A 17,162-nucleotide genomic window follows, 5' to 3' on the forward strand; every position below is an offset into this window, starting at 1 on the left:
ATAAAAGGACAACCATTGAATCCTTGGCTCGCACGTTTAAAACAAACCACCTATAACACCACGTTAATGTATAACGTGCGCATGCTGATCGCTTTCGCAGGTACAGCATTCGTTCCTTATCTTTTAAATTTTCAACTTGCGACGATTCCACTGACTTTAGGCGTTGTTGCGGCAGCAATTAGTGATATTGATGATCGCTTTTCTGTCCGTATTCAGAATCAGATTTATACCTATATTGGATTTTTTATCACAGCTGCATCGGTTCAATTGTTATTCCCCTACCCAATTATTTTTGCAGTTGGATTAATTGTTTCCTGTATTGGATGGATTTTATTAGGTTCTTTGGGGCGGCGTTATGCGACCATCGCTTACGGATGTTTAGTGATTTCTGTCTATACCATGCTCGGTGTACACTTATTTGAACAATGGTATTTACAACCAGCATTGTTAGTTTTGGGAGCCGCTTGGTATGGATTACTTTCAACAATCAGTTTCTTGCTTTTCCCTGTACGAAAAGTACAAGACCAACTTTATGCATCCTATAATGCTCTAGGTAGTTTTCTATTTGCTAAATCAAACTTATTTGATGTAGACATGACCCCATCCAGTTATCAACAAAGTATGATTGATATTGCATTAGAAAATGGCAAATTGGTGGCGATTTTTAATGATATGCGAATGTCACTGTTAACGCGCTTAAAAGGTGACCGCGGCCAGAAAGATACACGTCGCAGTCTACAATACTATTTTGTCGCACAAGATATTCATGAACGTGCAGACTCCGCACATATTGATTATCAAAAGCTAGCAAAAGTATTTCAACACAGCGATATCTTATTCCGTTTTCAACGCATTCTCACGATTCAGGGTAAAGCCTGTCAGGATTTAGCCCAATCAATTTTAAGCCGTACCCCTTACGTGCATAATAAACGCTTTAAACACAGCTTTGAAAATTTAAGAGTTTCCTTAGAAAAATTAAGAGAAGATGGACTTTATGATCAAGTTCGCATCAATGCATTATTTGCACTCTATCAAAATCTTAAATCGATTGATGCACAATTACAGAATTTAGAAACGGAAAGAAATCTGAAATTAATCAATGCACAACAAGCAGAAAATCAATTAAAAGATGATGATTTAAAAGGTTGGAATGATATTCTAGTCCGTGTTAAACAACATTTAACCCCTGAGTCTGTGTTATTCCGCCATGCGGTTAGACTCTCAATCGTCTTGTTTATTGGTTATGTCTTTATTCAAGTAACCCACATTGCTTACGGTTACTGGATTTTGCTCACAGCATTGTTTGTTTGCCAACCTAACTTTAATGCTACCAAACGCCGCTTATATTTGCGAATTGTTGGAACCCTAATCGGTATTATCGTGGGGCTAACCATCATCTATTTTATTCCTTCGGTTGAAGGGCAACTAGTGATGTTAGTTCTCAGTGGCGTATTATTTTTAGAACTTCGTAGTAAACAGTATGCTCAAGCAACAGCTTTTATCACGATTCTCGCTTTAATTAACTTTAATCTAGATGGTTCTGCCTTTGCAGCAGGATTCCCACGCTTTATTGATACCTTGATCGGCTGTGCCTTGGCATGGTTTGGGGTCAGTTTCATTTGGCCAGATTGGAAATTCCGCAGGCTACCCCGCTCGATTCAACGCTCTTTGCAAGCCCAATGTACCTATTTAGCAGAAGTAATTGAGCAATATCACCAAGGTCGTAATAATGCATTAAATTATCGTGTAGTTCGGCGCGCTGCGCACAATACTGATGCAGAAGTTGCTTCTCTCATTTCCACACTTGCCACAGAACCCAATATTGAATCTACTCAGAAAACTTTGGCTTTTGAGTTTCTATGCTTAAGTCATACTTTTTTAAGTTATATCGCAGCACTTGGAGCTCATCGTGAACAAATTCAAGATCAAGAGGTTCTAGCCCTACTCGATCAAGCATTAGATGATATTCAAGGTGCTCTGCTCAGAGATGAAGTCCCTGATTTATCTGCACAAAATATGATGCAAACCATACGCGAGCATTTAAATCGCAATGATGAAAACAATCAAAAATCTCTGATTATTTTACAGCAGCTTTCGCTTATGCTTAGCATATTGACCCGTTTAAGTATGCTCAAACAAAGTCTCAGTCATGAACCGAATGAAGATGGCACTGAGTTTGCTTCTCTTTAATTTATCCGCCATTGGCATAATATCTTTGAGTGCCAATTGGTGTTAAACTTAACTCAGTTCTAAACTCATTTTTTAAACTATGACCGCCAAAACGCTATACGCTTATACGCTACAACCTGTTCCTTATGAAGTCTCTGAAGCTGAACAACGTCAAGCTCAACTGATGATTTGGCGTAGTACCAATAAATTCAGTAAAAAAGCATGGATGATTATGATTGCACTTGTGGTGCTTTCATTAGTTTCAGCAGGACTGATTAAGTATTATTCAACCTACTCAACTGTATTGTGTTGGGTTGTGATCATTGCTGTTATCCTTTTTTATCTTGTGAAAAAATTTGGTCTTGAGTGGTACGTTAAACGCAAAATGACAGAATTTCCGGTTCAAGAGATTAAAGGTCTTCGTTTAGGCGTACAACCCCATGGTATCGTGATGCGCCAGAAAGTTGGATTACAAGAAGGTACTGCGACCATTGGCTGGAAAGACATTTACGAATGGTACAACTCTCCAGAGTTTATTTTAGTCAATTTCAAAGTAAAAACACCAAAAGGCGAACAACAACAAGGTGCTTACATCCTACCTAAGCGTATGGATTCTAAGAATTTCTCTTTTAACACAGTACGTAAACATTTAAATGAAGTTGTAGGCGCACCAAAGTCAATTTAACACCTATGATTCTAAAAACCTCTCGAAATGAGAGGTTTTTTTAAACTTCACAAAAATAAATGAGAATCAAAATCAATATTACCTACAAAATCCATATTATGTTCGTATTCTTGAGTTATAATTTTTGACATAAATTTCATTATCTTTTCATTTTTGACCATGTCTAAAAAAGTCTTCTTCCAAATCCATTGGTTTTTAGGGATTACTGCGGGGCTTATACTTTCTTTAATGGGAGTAACCGGTGCAATTTATTCTTATGATCAGCAAATTTTAAAATGGCTTAACCAAGACAGCTATGTCGTTGAGGCTGCTCAAACACCAAAACTTAGCCCTGCCCAGTTATACCAACATTTCAATCAGCAACAACCCGAGATTCAAATTAACAGCATTACTATTGCTGCTAATCCCACCGAATCGTCAACCGTTAATATTAAAAAAGAAGGTGCGCGTCGTGGTTATAACATGATGGTCAATCCATATACAGCCGAAGTCTTACCTGACATTAAAGGTCGTGATACTTTACAATTTATTCAGCGTTTACACCGTAATTTAACTGCTGGGGAATTTGGAGCGCAAATCACAGGTGCTTCTACACTGATGCTGATTTTCTTTGTATTGAGTGGCATCTATCTGCGCTTTCCAAAGAAACATAGCATTAAACAATGGTTGTTTATTAAGCCAAAACTAAAAGGTCGTAATTTTATTTGGGACCTACATGCAGTGGTGGGAACTTGGGTCATTGTGTTTTATCTACTGTTTGCTTGCACTGGCTTATATTGGTCTTATGACTGGTGGCGCGCAAGTATGTTCAAGGTCATGGGCGTTGAACAGCCACAACGTAATCAACAAAATAATGAGCGTGGCAAAGATAAACAACCTAAGCTGACAAACGCACAGCTTAATACTATCTTGATGCAAACATGGACTGGGGTAAATGCCCAGATTGGTCGTGAATACTCAAGTTTAACCCTGAATATTCCCAAAAATGCGGATACCAAAGTTGAACTCTCTTTTGTCGATGCCATTCCTCAACATGAACGTGCACGTAACCAAGTGGTTTATAACTATCAAGACAATAAATTCGAAAAATTTGAACTGTATGAAGACAAGAAACTTAATGAAAAAATCATGAGCAGCATGTTGCCTGTGCATCGCGGCAGCTTCTTTGGTTCGACTTATCAATTTATTGCCATGCTGGCATCATTGGCCATGCCTCTGTTCTTTGTAACGGGTTGGATGCTATATCTAAAACGTCGTAAGCAGAAAAAGCTGACCCAAGCGGCACGTCAATCACTCAACGCACAGCAGATTGATCCAAATACCAAGCCTTGGCTGATCACTTATGCGACGCAAACAGGTGTGGCTGAACAATTGGCATGGCGTACTGCGACCAGCTTGCAGGAAGCGCAACAACCAACGACGGTTAAACCGATTCAGCAACTGACTGAACAAGACCTACAACAAGCATCACAGGTTTTATTTGTAATCAGTACGTATGGCACAGGGGAAGCACCCGATCTTGCAGCGAGTTTTAATAAGAAACTGATGCAACAAAAGCTAGAGTTAGCTCATATGCAATACGCAGTGCTTGCACTAGGATCAAGAGAATATCCTGACAGCTATTGCAGCTTTGGTTATGCCGTTGATGCATGGTTAAAGCAATGTCATGCGCACCCCTTATTCGACTTGATCGAAGTGGATAATGCCAACAGCAATGATATTCAATGCTGGAATCAAGCGCTTTCGGTGGTGACTCAGCATGAACTACATGCCATGAATATAGAGAAAGTGTTTGACCAGTGGACTCTCGCTGAACGCACATTGCTCAACCCTAATAGCTTAGGACAAGCAGCCTATAATATTGAACTTCGTTCCACTTCTGATATGACTTGGCATGCTGGCGATATTGCAGAAATTCAGCCTGCCAATTGCTTGGCCGACATTCAGGATTTCTTAATCAAATATCAGATTCCAGCACACAGTGTCGTTGAATCATTGAACCAAGAGATTGAACAGGTCCTTTGGAATAAAAACCTACGAGTTGAGATTCAGCCATTTAGTACGCTTGAAGATTTACTCGAACAACTACCCACCCTACCTACACGTGAATATTCGATTGCCAGTATTCCTTCACAACAACTCCTAAGACTGGTGGTTCGTCAAAAACGTGATGAACAGGATCAACTTGGTCTTGGTTCAGGCTGGCTCACTGAATTTGCTCAGTTGCAGCAGACCATTGCCCTGCGTATTCGGACCAATGAGTCCTTCCATCTGATTGACGATAACCGTCCAATTATTTGTATCGGTAACGGCACAGGCATTGCAGGCTTGATGAGTTTATTACAGCAACGTAATCGACAAAACTATACAGCCAATTGGCTGATCTTCGGTGAACGCCAACGCAGACATGATTTCTTCTATCAGGAAACCATTCAAGCGTGGTTGAATATGGGAAGCTTACAACGTTTGGACCTCGCCTTCTCTCGTGATCAAGAACAACGCATCTATGTACAAGATATTTTGCGAAGCAATGCTGATGAATTGATCAAATGGATTGAGCAAGGTGCGGTGATTTATGTCTGCGGCAGCATCGAAGGCATGGCTTCAGGAGTCGATCAAGCTTTAATAGATATTCTCAGTGAAGAAAAAATGGATCAACTCAGGCAGGCTGGACGTTATCGTCGAGACGTTTATTAAGCCCTTTTTAGATCTAAAAACGAGTGCCAGCCACTCGTTTTTTTCATCAAACCATAAGAGAATTTGCCTTTCTTAGAATTTTGCATACACTGAGCACGATTCAAATTGACTACAATTAAGATTATGCAAATAAGTTCATGGGTTCGTCTTGTTTTAGCCCTTATCGGTTCAGTTCTGTTCTTAGATGGCGCTATTCTGATCGCCTTTAAAAAGATTCATATTGGAACAGTACTACCGCTACTACTCGGGCTATTTTTTTGCCTCTATGCTTATTTCTATTATCATATCGAGCGTTTCTTCTTCTATCATTTCCGTCTGCATTCGATTTGGCGCTTCGGCTGGTTATGTTTCTGGATTTGGGTTGTTAGCTTAAGCTATTTCTTTAACTACATTTCAGACAATAATACCAAAACTCAAAATATCCCTGCGGTTAAAGCCATTATTGTATTAGGCAGTGGTGTTGAAAATGGACAACCTTCTGCCACATTGGCGAAACGCTTAGACCGTGCTGCCCCTCTAGCTTTAGCACAACCTCATGCCAAATTAGTCATGACAGGTGGTATTGATTTTGGTGAAACTGATAGTGAAGCGATTGTCATGTCACGTTATGTACAGCAGCACTATCATATTCCTGCCTCACAGATCATCTTGGAAGATAAGAGCACGAGTACTGAGCTGAATCTTAGAAATAGCCAACACTTATTACAGGCACAACAGATTGACATCCATCAACCGATCGCGATTGTGACTAGCGATTTCCACACATTACGCGCTGCCGCCATTGCAAAGAAACAAGGCTATCGTAATATCATTATGCTTGGCTCAACGACACCAGTCACGACACGCTATAATGCATGGTTGAGAGAGTACTTTGCTTACGCCAGCGGTTGGCTTCTGAATGAATATTGATTGGGGTTGTCCCCCCAATCAATTTATCTCATTTAATTGTGTAGACGAATATCTCTAGGCAAAGGTAACTTTAACTCAGCAAATACATCTGGTCGTTGTAAATAAATTTGGTAAAGAAAGTTTTTAATATCCAATAAAAAAGTATCAGGTGAAACCAATAGATTGTTACCCTCGGGGGTAAGGTCTAAAGATAGAATGGTATTATTTTCTTTTAAAAAAGGGATCATCTTTTCAATGAAAACCCAAAGTGACACTTCCTGAATCTCGTATTTAGCCCAATTATCTTTAATCAGTAATTTTGCCAAACCTTTATTTTGCCAAATTGATAATGCGTGTTGACCAGATGGGGTTGAACATAAGGCCCACCCATCATGATAAAGCGCAATAACTTGCCTTTGTATAATAATATTTTGAATAAATTGACGATAAATATCTTTTGGTGAGGAACTAGAATTTGTTGTTTGTGATTTCGACGCAGCCTTGCGTTGATATGGATTTTTCATAAAATAGTTCAATATTAGAATCATTATTAATGCTAATAATAAAATAATTCTATATAAATTACAAGGATTTGAACTAGAAGAGAAATTATGGTGGGCGCTGACGGGATCGAACCGCCGACATTCTGCTTGTAAGGCAGACGCTCTACCAACTGAGCTAAGCGCCCTGAGCGAGAGTAAACTCGTATCAGAGGTCAAGTATGAGTATACTTGTTAAAACAAACATTCTCAAAAAATATATTAAGAGAATGGCGCAGCGGACGGGGCTCGAACCCGCGACCCTCGGCGTGACAGGCCGATATTCTAACCAACTGAACTACCGCTGCACTGCTTACTTCTATTAAGAAGTATATGTCACTAATTATGGTGGGCGCTGACGGGATCGAACCGCCGACATTCTGCTTGTAAGGCAGACGCTCTACCAACTGAGCTAAGCGCCCTGAGCTAGGTAACAAATTTAAAGCAATGCTTTAAATATTGTTTAAGTATCAAAGAATTTAGACTCTAATTTACTTAACTCTATCTATTCTTGCAATCTTAAAGTGGCGCAGCGGACGGGGCTCGAACCCGCGACCCTCGGCGTGACAGGCCGATATTCTAACCAACTGAACTACCGCTGCACAATAATTTTGCAATTATAGGGTAAAACGATATTAAAACTTAAGTGGCGCAGCGGACGGGGCTCGAACCCGCGACCCTCGGCGTGACAGGCCGATATTCTAACCAACTGAACTACCGCTGCACTTGAGTTTTAACGTAAAGGCTTGGTGGGCGCTGACGGGATCGAACCGCCGACATTCTGCTTGTAAGGCAGACGCTCTACCAACTGAGCTAAGCGCCCTTAACGTCTTCATCGTTTGTGAGGTGCATTATAGAGAATCTTTACAGCCTGTCAAACGCTTTTGCCATTCTTTTCTGAAAAAAGCGTACGAATGATTAAAAAATAAGTAATTCATTGAAAAAATCAAGATTTCCGTATTTTATTTAAGCACTTATTCATATTTTCATCCTTCATTTTCTAAAGTATGTTCTGAAATATAAACCAGCGCCTGCTCAGAAATCAGCTCAAATAACTCAATAATCTCATCATTCTTCATCCGAATACAGCCATGTGACATCGGAATGCCCATCGGTTCTTTATCAGGCGTGCCATGAATATAGATATATCGTTTAAATGTATCGCAACCATTCCCATGATTGAATCCATCTTCTAAACCATCCAACCATAAAATTCGTGACAAAATCCAATCTCTTTGTGGAAATTGTTGTGCGAGTTTTTGGTTATACACTTCTCCTGTCGGCTGACGTGCAATAAATACCGTATTTTTCTTTAGATCTGCACCAATCTTTTGTGCGATTTGATGCCAACCTCTTGGCGTCTTACCACTATTCTCTTGCTCACCAATACCATTCTTGCCAGAAGAGATCACATAAAATTTATTGTGCTTTGGCAAATGTAGAATTTGTTGTGCTAAATCTATGACGATGTCTGCCTGATCAAGGGTATAAGTCATTTTTATCTCAACAGATGATAGAACACAGATATTTCAACATAGACCAAAAGCTTTTTCTTGTATTTTTCGGTAGTTTTGATTGTTGATTGATTTTAAATATAAAAAACAAAACAGCATAATAAGATCAAACATGCTGTTTTAGATCAGCAAAAAGTAGTGCTTTAATCAACTCTCAGGGCAAAGGATTACTTTTCTTAAGCTTATCATCTTGCCTATCAGGATTATATTCCGCAAGAGCGTTGCTTTTCTTAATGCGTTTACTCGAACATAGTTCTCATCTTGCGCTCGGACAAAGCGTTGCTTTGTTTATCCTCGCTCAGGCTCGGGGCGTAACCACAACCACACAGCAACAATAAACATAGTGAAATCTGTAAAAATTTTGACAAGTAATGGAGCCTTGGTAAACAGCATTAAAATACCACTGATTAGCATCATAATGCTGGCTATCCATTTTGCTTTACGCGGTACTGTTCCATTTTCACGCCAATTGCGTAAGGTTGGTCCGTATTTAGGATGATTCAAGAGCCAAGCATCCATTTCAGGCCATCCTTTCGATGCAGCCCATGCTGCAAGGATTAAAAACACAGTGGTTGGCATACCTGGTAAAATTGCTCCAATGATTCCTAAAATAATAAAAATCACAACTAAACTACGCCAGAACAATGTTTTCATTGAGTAATTAACCAACACATGTTTACAACCATGCTAGTATAAATTGTTTTTATTGCTCTTTCTTAAACTTAACTTATTATTTCCATGATTGAGTAACAGCATGTCTAGCCTAATGAGTACGACCATTTTTTTTGAACCTTGGTTGCAGTTTAAGAATCCTATAGTACGTCACTTGGCTTTTTGCATCGCGAGTCCGAATATTTTAGCTCGAATCCCGCCAGATTTAGAGATAAAGCATACTTTTGAGCTCCATTCTGATCAAAGCTGGCAAACTCATTATGAACGCTATGAAGAACGCTTAAAACAACTTGATCAACATCCCCAAGCCCTCATTGATTTTCTTGCTCAGCTCAAAAGTACTCGTCTTGGGCTACGATTCGAGAACTTACTTTGGTTTTGGTTATTAGATGATGAGTATCATCCCTATCAACTTTTAGGTCATAGCATTCAAAAAATTGCAGGAGCGATTACGCTAGGTGAACTAGATTTCGTCATTTTAAATAAAGACACGCAAGAAATTGAACATTGGGAAGTTGCGCTAAAGTATTACCTAGGCGAAAGTAACTTAGAGTTAGCGCAATGGTATGGGCTAAATCGAGAAGACACATTACAAAGAAAATTGAAGCACTTTACTCAACGTCAATTTCAGTTTACGAATGCAAATCATCATCAGATTCAACGAAAATTTGCAGTTATGAAAGGGCAATTATATTTGCCAACTGATTTGAATCAGTCAGCACTCCCGAATTGGATCAACTCGTCACGACGTTTGGGATTATGGGGAACTAATATTCCCACACCAGATTACTATCGATTACAACGTCATGAATGGTTATGCCCTAATCAACAAGCATCCTCAAAAAATGCAACATGGTGGACAAATGGTCTTTATTATCATGACACACCTAGTCCCTCTTTTTATATGTTTCGCCAACCCTCTTTATTATTCATTAGATCGTCTTCATCAGATTATTTTTTATAAAGTAACATTTTATAACACTTCTACTATCAAACCATTATGTTTATTTTCTGCATTTTTTCTTAGCCTCTAAGAACATCATAATTACATTTAAACGGAGAAGATGATGAAAAAAATCTTAGTTGCTTCAATCATGACTGCTTTTGTTTTAACTGGTTGTAATACATTTAAGGGTTTTGGGCAGGATGTATCTAAAGCAGGTGACAAAGTTACTCAAACTGCTGAAAAAACTCAGGATAAAATGTAATTTTAGTGAACACCCTTCGCAAAACCTTATCTAAACATAGATAAGGTTTATTTTTGCATACCTTTCTCAATCATATTCCCCTATTATATCGGTTCAGATTTCACCAGATTTAACCACATCTCGCATGAACCATTCCGATACTCTTGAACTTAGTTTACAGCTCCTACGCCAACCTTCTGTCACCCCTGTTGACCATGATTGTCAAAATATTATGGCCGAGCGTTTAGCAAAAATTGGCTTTAATATCGAAAACATGCGTTTTGAAGATGTTGATAACTTATGGGCACGCAGAGGCACTACAGCACCCGTTTTTTGTTTTGCAGGTCATACGGATGTCGTTCCTACAGGCCATTTAGATGCTTGGAATTCAGATCCATTTTTACCAAGTATCCGTGACGGTAAATTATATGGTCGTGGTTCAGCAGATATGAAAACAGCGCTAGCTGCAATGGTGGTTGCATCTGAACGTTTTGTGGCGAAGCATCCGAATCATAAGGGCTCTATTGCATTTTTGATTACATCTGATGAAGAAGGTCCTTCAATCAACGGGACAGTGAAGGTCATTCAAACTTTAGAAGCACGTAACGAAAAAATGAACTGGTGCTTGGTAGGCGAACCATCGAGCACACATCAACTAGGTGATATTGTCAAAAATGGTCGTCGTGGCTCTTTGAATGCTGTTTTGACTGTCCATGGCAAACAAGGACATGTGGCCTATCCACATTTAGCAGAAAATCCTATTCATTCAGCATCAAAGGCTTTAACTGAACTGTGCGATACTGTTTGGGATAATGGTAATGAATATTTTCCTGCGACCTCTTTCCAAATTTCAAATATACAAGCTGGAACAGGTGCAACCAACGTAATCCCAGGTACACTAAAAGTTACTTTTAACTTTCGCTACTCAACTGAAGTGACAGCTGAAATTCTCAAACAACGCGTACTTGAGACTTTAGATAAATATAATTTAACTTATGATATTCAGTGGACACTATCAGGTTTACCATTCCTCACCCCTGTGGGTGAGTTAGTGAATGCTGCAAAAACAGCGATCAAAAATGTGACTGGTGTTGAAACTGTTCTATCAACAAGTGGAGGAACTTCAGATGGTCGCTTTATTGCACCTACGGGCGCTCAAGTTCTAGAATTAGGCGTATTAAATGCAACAATCCATCAAATCAATGAACATGTAAATGTCGATGATTTAGAGCCACTTGCTGAGATTTATGAGCAAATTTTAGTTGAATTACTTGCTTAACATACAAGTTGAGACAATAAAAAAGGAACTCTTTTGAGTTCCTTTTTTATTTATAACCCTAGTTGGGTTTGAATATTTTGTAGATGAGGGACGTAAAATTGTTTTTCCCCAATCTTGACATATTTAAATACATTATTGTCATCAATGTCTTTTTCTTCATCTACAATTTCAGAAATACGTAAACGAATAGATTCAGGCATTTCATTACAAACCAAAGCAAATCGTTCTGAAACGTCATCACCTTCAACCACCAACGCTACCCCATTTTTATTCGCTGGATCATTTACAGCATAAATAGGAAGCTTGAGATCATGCCATTCAACATGATCAATATTGGTTTGTGTATCCATCGCTGATAACACGATATTCTGCGGTAGCAGCATTGGAACTTTTTCATGACATTTAATGATATAAGCGTCAATAAACCCTGTTGATACCGTAATTAAATGTTGTAACTCTTGTTGGTCAATTTGCCCCAAACCGGAGTTTGCGCTTTTTTTTACCATTAATTTTTACCTCATGAGCGCACTGTTAGTAAACTTTCAATATTTTCCAAGAGCATTTCTTCTTGGAACGGTTTACCCATATATTGACTTACACCAAGTGATAAAGCACGTTCACGATGCTTTTCACCCGTACGTGATGTAATCATGATAATTGGTAAGTCGCGATGTAATTCATGATGTCGAACAAGGTTTGTTACTTCGAAACCATCCATACGCGGCATTTCAATATCAAGTAACATCAAGTCTGGCTTAATGGTTTCAAGCTGCTCAATCGCATCCACACCGTCTTTCGCAGTCACAACATCATAACCTTGACGCTCTAATAGACGCGAAGTTACCTTACGTACAGTTACTGAGTCATCGACGATCATAATCAAGCGACGTTCATCATAGCGCTGTTTGGTATAAGTTTCATCAGCCTGTTTACTACGTGCTGTAGACTGTGCTTGTCGAGCAATATTTTGACCATCTAAGATCAAACATACCTGACCATCACCCATAATCGTCGCACCAGCAATCACCCCGATGCTTGAGAACTGTTGTCCAATAGGTTTTACAACAATTTGTCCACGAGAACCAATTAACTGATCAACAAGTAATGCTGTCGTTTGTCCCTGCGCACCTTTAACCAACAATACAGGCAATGAATGAACAACGCCATGCAAACGAGGAATCGGCTGCCCAGCAACAAACTCAGATAAATAACGTAAACGATAGCTTTCTTGATCGATCTTGAAATAATCGTCTTTACTTTCAAAGTATTGTTCTAATGCTGCAGGTGAAATACGAACAATACGGTCAATTTGTGCAAGTGGGAAGGCAAACTGTTGATCGCCCGCTTTTACCATTAAGGCATCACTTACAGCTACTGTAGTCGGTACTCGAATGGTAAATGTTGTTCCCTTACCTAAAACAGAGTTAACACTCACATGACCGCCAAGCGCTTTAATATCGCTCTGAACAACATCTAGACCAACACCACGCCCAGAAATTTGTGTAACTTGTGCAGCAGTACTAAAACCTGGATGGAAGATAAATTGCAGAATTTCTTCATGTTCAAGTTTCTGCTCTTTAGTCATTAAACCTGTTTGAATCGCTTTATCTTTAATGCGATTCACATCGATACCTTTACCATCGTCACTGAACGTCACAACAATATCAGTACCCTGACGACCAATATCTAAAGCGATATGTCCAGTTTCTGGTTTCTTCGCTTGTAAACGTTGCTCTCTGTCTTCAATACCGTGGTCAATCGCGTTACGCAACATATGTTCAAATGGCGCAACCAATTTTTCCAAAATACTACGGTCTAATTCACCCTCAGTATTGTTAACAATTAATTCTGTTGGTCGGTTTAAAGTCGATGCTGTTTGACGAACAATACGTTGTAAACGTGGCAATAATCGAGAGAATGGTACCAATCGGGTACGCATCAAACTTTCTTGAATTTCTGCTTGAATACGAGATTGTTGTAATAACAAGCCTTCCGTATCACGGATCTTCTCAGAAAGTGTCGTCTTAAAGTCAACCAAATCCGAAGCGGATTCCGCAAGAGATTTTGACAACTGATTTAAAGATGAATATTGGTCCATCTCTAATGGATCAAAATCTGCGTAGCGAGAGTTCTCACCACCATGACGTGCAATAATTTGACTTTCTAACTCACCTTCCATTCGGCGTAACTGATCTGCCAAACGTTTGATCGCGAGCTCCATCTCCGTTAGCGTACCACCCAATTGACCAAGGTCCATTTCGATACGCGAACGGTTAATCGCATTCTCACCTGACAAGTCAATCATTTTCTCAATGACGTCAGCAGAGACACGAATCATCTCATTATTTTGTTCAATACGTTCAGTCGTTTCCCACTCACCTAACATTGATGGAGGTTCTGTACCATCACCTTGAACAAACTCCATTGTATATTCTGGAGTGAAAATATCTTTAGCTGAGAGCTTTTGTGGAAGTTGTGCTGAAACATCCACAAACTCCATATTCTCTAAACTTTGTTTTAAGCCATCAAAGTTTGCATACTGACGTTTGAAAATCGCATCATTCAACCAAGCCAGTGCTGTATTAAGAAGATTATCATAAACGTTTGAATTGAAATGATGTACACCAAACTGTTCAAATGCATTCTCGAGATGATAAGCAACAATCGCAATTGCATCTAACTCAGCCATACGTGCACCACCTTTTAAACTGTGGGCATTACGTTGTAACTGTAAGAGCAAACTACGATTACCACGTTGATCAAACCACTGTCTTAATAGACCTTTGGCTTGTTCAAGTAGTTCTTCTGCTTCTTCTAAGAATGTTTGCTCAACAAGAGAACGAACATCATCATCAAGGGCAACTTCACGAACAATCTCCGCATTTGAAGTATCTTCTAGAACTTCTTGAGCTTCGATCAATGAGAACTCATCAATTGATAAGTCCATGAGATCATCCGTTTCGACCACAGCGGCAACATGATTTTCGGCTACAGGCTCAAAAGTAACAGGTGATGACGGAGTAAAATCAATAGATTGATCTGCTTCCTGAAGCAACTGAAGTACGTGTGCAGCAGGATAATCGACTTGCTTATCACGAATGGTTTGAATTCGATCTGCAATATCATCTTGTACTGCACGAATGACTGCGATTAATTGTGGGTTCGGTTGTAACTGCTGATTAATTAACTTCTCATAAATTGTTTCCAATTCATGTGCAATTAAACCAATATGACGTGCTTGAATCATATTTGAACCACCTTTTAAGGTGTGCAAATATCGCATCAAGTTTTTCAATGCACCTACATTTTGTTGATCAGCTGTCCATGTATTTAGATCAGCATCAATACCAACCAATAACTCATCAGCTTCTTCAAGGAAGATATCTAACAAGTCTGGATCAAAGTCACGATTTGAATCACTCGATTGTAAACTTTGTTTATCTAAAGCAAATTGTGCAGCTAAATCACTCACATCAACAGCATGATGTGTTTCAGTTCTTAACGTATTTACAGAAACAGTCGAATCAACCGTGGTTTCCACTGTGGCTGTATTCAAACTATCCAATTCTTCAACGTCGTCAACAGGAATAACCACTGATGCAACACTTGCTGAATCTTGGTTTGCTAATACATTCAACGCATGTGTAGCAGGATAATCGACTTGTTTATCACGAATGGTTTGAATTCGATCTGCAATATCATCTTGTACTGCACGAATGACTGCGATTAATTGTGGGTTCGGTTGTAACTGCTGATTGATTAATTTCTCATAAATTGTTTCCAATTCATGTGCAATTAAACCAATATGACGTGCTTGAATCATATTTGAACCACCTTTTAAGGTGTGCAAATACCGCATCAAGTTTTTCAATGCACCTACATTTTGTTGATCAGCCGTCCATGTATTTAGATCAGCATCAATACCAACCAATAACTCATCAGCTTCTTCAAGGAAGATATCTAACAAGTCTGGATCAAAGTCACGATTTGAATCACTTGATTGTAAGCTTTGTTTATCTAAAGCGAATTGTGCAGCTAAATCACTCACATCAACTTTATTACTAGACGGCTCAAATTCAACAATCGGTGCTTCAACTATACCTGCTTGTTGCTCAGTTACAGGAGCTTCCAAGAACTCAATATTTTGCTGCGTAAATGAACTCAATTCATTTAATACAAGTTCATGTGCCTTTGTCAAAGTCACACGCTGCCCTGCAGCCAAGGTATCAAACAATTGAATGAACTGTTGATGTACTTGATAATACAGTTCAAAAGCATAATCAAGATTCAGTAAATTTGGCTTAAATAATAGATCTTGATAACTAGAACGTAACAAACTTGTATATTGATACATACCAATCGTCGCATGATGATGAGTATGTTCTAATAAAGTTTCAGTTTGCTGACTTAACAGTTGGATATATTGAGGAAATTCAGTACGTGCACGCTTCTCAAAATCAAACTCAACGTCAAGAAGATCATTGATATTCAATTCTAGTAATTGTGAAACTAAACCTTGTGGACGTAAAGATTCGCCTTGTTTTTCTTCTAATTGGAAATCGTAGCTATCCCATGCAACATTAAAAGTATTATAAATTTCTTCAAATTTCTGCTGTGAACCTTGGTGTTTCAACGTGTGCAAATAGTCACGAACAAACTGTGCATAGTGTGTCAAAAGTGCCGTTTCATCAGAACTTGAATCAAGCTCTTCTTGCAATAATGTTTTGAATAAATTCTCAACTTTCGAACTTGCTTCAAACACATGCTCAACATGCGCCATAGCAGAGCTGCCACGTAAAGTATGAAGCGCTCGAATTAGCGTATTATAATTATCATTTGTCGGGCGATCATTTAATAAAAATTGATCAATCGTAGTCAAATGATCTTCTGCTTCTTCCAAGAAAATCGATAATGTTTCTTTGATTAACGCTTCATCATCTAGCGGATGACCTATAAATACAGATTCTGAATCTGCGACATCGACAGTATCCATACTTACAGATATCAGTTCGAGACCAGTTGCAGCGTTATCATTCAGCATATTCGATAATTGTAATAACTCAGCTAGCGCTGGTTCTATACTAAGTTGCTGCTGTAATTGCTGACCTAATAAAACCAAAGGTTTTAAATCTATCTGATGTTTTTGAACCAATTTAAAATCATGTACAAGTTTAAAGCGGTAGATATTAAAAATCGCTTTTACATAATGTTGAATATCTGAATTCAACAACACTGTCCCTGCAAGTACTCGATTTAAAGTATCTTCAACCGTCCACGCCAACTCACCTGAAGATTTGGCACCAACCATCCTTCCAGAACCTTTTAAGGTATGGAAATGTCGGCGAATATCTGTGAGCACATCTTGTTGATTTGGCTGTTCAATCCATTGAACGATTAATGGCTCTAATTCAACAAAGATTTCATCTAATTCTTCAATAAAAATTTCAAGAATTTCTGCATCTTGCTCAAGATAACTATCTTCAGGAAGCGTCATCGTTTCAACTAACGTTTTTAATATTTCTTTCATAGCGG

Annotated in this window: 12 protein-coding genes and 6 tRNA genes; 7 read left to right on the forward strand and 11 right to left on the reverse strand. The window is 38.8% G+C overall.

Translation table 11 applies throughout. The features are described 5' to 3' along the window. Window positions 1–15: 15 nt before the first annotated feature. The 4 genes from yccS to IEV17_RS10810 all read left to right on the forward strand — a co-directional run bounded on the left by yccS (window position 16) and on the right by IEV17_RS10810 (window position 6,460). Window positions 16–2,190 (forward strand): YccS family putative transporter, encoded by a 2,175-nt coding sequence (gene yccS, locus IEV17_RS10795; protein ID WP_004664632.1) that lies wholly within the window; start codon window positions 16–18, stop codon window positions 2,188–2,190. A gap of 79 nt (window positions 2,191–2,269) precedes the next feature. Continuing rightward, on the forward strand, window positions 2,270–2,854 hold the full coding sequence (locus IEV17_RS10800) for a YcxB family protein (protein ID WP_004664633.1): 585 nt from the start codon (window positions 2,270–2,272) through the stop codon (window positions 2,852–2,854). A 159-nt stretch (window positions 2,855–3,013) separates the two neighbouring features. Next, window positions 3,014–5,551: a PepSY domain-containing protein gene (locus tag IEV17_RS10805; RefSeq protein ID WP_004664635.1), complete on the forward strand. Its 2,538-nt coding sequence runs from the start codon at window positions 3,014–3,016 to the stop codon at window positions 5,549–5,551. 123 nt (window positions 5,552–5,674) lie between these two features. Beyond that, entirely contained in the window at window positions 5,675–6,460 is a 786-nt protein-coding gene (locus tag IEV17_RS10810) for a YdcF family protein (protein ID WP_004664637.1), read from the forward strand. 32 nt (window positions 6,461–6,492) lie between these two features. Here IEV17_RS10810 and IEV17_RS10815 read toward each other — a convergent pair whose 3' ends face one another. The 9 genes from IEV17_RS10815 to IEV17_RS10855 all read right to left on the reverse strand — a co-directional run bounded on the left by IEV17_RS10815 (window position 6,493) and on the right by IEV17_RS10855 (window position 9,146). Beyond that, window positions 6,493–6,963, reverse strand: a complete 471-nt coding sequence (locus tag IEV17_RS10815; protein ID WP_004664639.1) for a DUF2750 domain-containing protein — start codon at window positions 6,961–6,963, stop codon at window positions 6,493–6,495. 88 nt (window positions 6,964–7,051) lie between these two features. After that, window positions 7,052–7,127: transfer RNA gene (locus IEV17_RS10820), tRNA-Val, on the reverse strand. Window positions 7,128–7,209: 82 nt separating this feature from the next. Continuing rightward, window positions 7,210–7,286 (reverse strand) — tRNA-Asp (locus IEV17_RS10825). 38 nt (window positions 7,287–7,324) lie between these two features. Beyond that, window positions 7,325–7,400: transfer RNA gene (locus IEV17_RS10830), tRNA-Val, on the reverse strand. Window positions 7,401–7,503: 103 nt separating this feature from the next. Continuing rightward, window positions 7,504–7,580, reverse strand: a tRNA-Asp gene (locus IEV17_RS10835). Between the two features lie 45 nt (window positions 7,581–7,625). Then, a tRNA-Asp gene (locus tag IEV17_RS10840) sits at window positions 7,626–7,702 on the reverse strand. Window positions 7,703–7,725: 23 nt separating this feature from the next. Beyond that, window positions 7,726–7,801 (reverse strand) — tRNA-Val (locus IEV17_RS10845). 163 nt (window positions 7,802–7,964) lie between these two features. After that, window positions 7,965–8,474 carry a cell wall-recycling L,D-carboxypeptidase ElsL gene (elsL, locus tag IEV17_RS10850; RefSeq protein ID WP_004664642.1) on the reverse strand — a complete coding sequence of 170 codons (510 nt, stop codon included), beginning with the start codon at window positions 8,472–8,474 and terminating at the stop codon, window positions 7,965–7,967. Window positions 8,475–8,780: 306 nt separating this feature from the next. After that, entirely contained in the window at window positions 8,781–9,146 is a 366-nt protein-coding gene (locus IEV17_RS10855) for a YbaN family protein (RefSeq protein ID WP_004664644.1), read from the reverse strand. A 100-nt stretch (window positions 9,147–9,246) separates the two neighbouring features. Between IEV17_RS10855 and IEV17_RS10860 the strand changes: the two genes are divergently transcribed. The 3 genes from IEV17_RS10860 (at window position 9,247) to dapE (ending at window position 11,630) form a co-directional block, all read left to right on the forward strand. Beyond that, a complete protein-coding gene (locus tag IEV17_RS10860; protein ID WP_004664646.1) occupies window positions 9,247–10,128 on the forward strand; it encodes a DUF1853 family protein in 882 nt (293 codons plus the stop codon). A gap of 100 nt (window positions 10,129–10,228) precedes the next feature. Next, entirely contained in the window at window positions 10,229–10,372 is a 144-nt protein-coding gene (locus IEV17_RS10865; protein WP_017196706.1) for an entericidin A/B family lipoprotein, read from the forward strand. Between the two features lie 124 nt (window positions 10,373–10,496). Beyond that, window positions 10,497–11,630, forward strand: coding sequence for a succinyl-diaminopimelate desuccinylase (gene dapE / locus IEV17_RS10870; protein ID WP_004664650.1), 1,134 nt, complete (start codon window positions 10,497–10,499; stop codon window positions 11,628–11,630). Window positions 11,631–11,680: 50 nt separating this feature from the next. Here the strand turns inward: dapE and IEV17_RS10875 are convergent, their stop codons facing one another. After that, the gene (locus IEV17_RS10875) at window positions 11,681–12,136 is read right to left on the reverse strand and encodes a hypothetical protein (protein ID WP_004664651.1); all 456 of its coding nucleotides are present in this window, start codon (window positions 12,134–12,136) and stop codon (window positions 11,681–11,683) included. An 11-nt stretch (window positions 12,137–12,147) separates the two neighbouring features. Then, window positions 12,148–17,157, reverse strand: coding sequence for an Hpt domain-containing protein (locus IEV17_RS10880; RefSeq protein ID WP_004664653.1), 5,010 nt, complete (start codon window positions 17,155–17,157; stop codon window positions 12,148–12,150). Window positions 17,158–17,162 lie beyond the last annotated feature (5 nt).

Origin of the sequence: Acinetobacter modestus (assembly GCF_014636095.1) — a bacterium.
GTDB classification, from domain to species: domain Bacteria; phylum Pseudomonadota; class Gammaproteobacteria; order Pseudomonadales; family Moraxellaceae; genus Acinetobacter; species Acinetobacter modestus.

Bases quoted from the DNA above. Each gene is read 5' to 3' on its own strand.
- IEV17_RS10800 (WP_004664633.1), top strand. From the start codon at position 2,270: ATGACCGCCAAAACGCTATACGCTTATACGCTACAACCTGTTCCTTAT.
- IEV17_RS10805 (WP_004664635.1), top strand. From the start codon at position 3,014: ATGTCTAAAAAAGTCTTCTTCCAAATCCATTGGTTTTTAGGGATTACT.
- IEV17_RS10810 (WP_004664637.1), top strand. From the start codon at position 5,675: ATGCAAATAAGTTCATGGGTTCGTCTTGTTTTAGCCCTTATCGGTTCA.
- IEV17_RS10815 (WP_004664639.1), bottom strand. From the start codon at position 6,963: ATGAAAAATCCATATCAACGCAAGGCTGCGTCGAAATCACAAACAACA.
- elsL (WP_004664642.1), bottom strand. From the start codon at position 8,474: ATGACTTATACCCTTGATCAGGCAGACATCGTCATAGATTTAGCACAA.
- IEV17_RS10855 (WP_004664644.1), bottom strand. From the start codon at position 9,146: ATGAAAACATTGTTCTGGCGTAGTTTAGTTGTGATTTTTATTATTTTA.
- IEV17_RS10860 (WP_004664646.1), top strand. From the start codon at position 9,247: ATGTCTAGCCTAATGAGTACGACCATTTTTTTTGAACCTTGGTTGCAG.
- IEV17_RS10865 (WP_017196706.1), top strand. From the start codon at position 10,229: ATGATGAAAAAAATCTTAGTTGCTTCAATCATGACTGCTTTTGTTTTA.
- dapE (WP_004664650.1), top strand. From the start codon at position 10,497: ATGAACCATTCCGATACTCTTGAACTTAGTTTACAGCTCCTACGCCAA.
- IEV17_RS10875 (WP_004664651.1), bottom strand. From the start codon at position 12,136: ATGGTAAAAAAAAGCGCAAACTCCGGTTTGGGGCAAATTGACCAACAA.
- IEV17_RS10880 (WP_004664653.1), bottom strand. From the start codon at position 17,157: ATGAAAGAAATATTAAAAACGTTAGTTGAAACGATGACGCTTCCTGAA.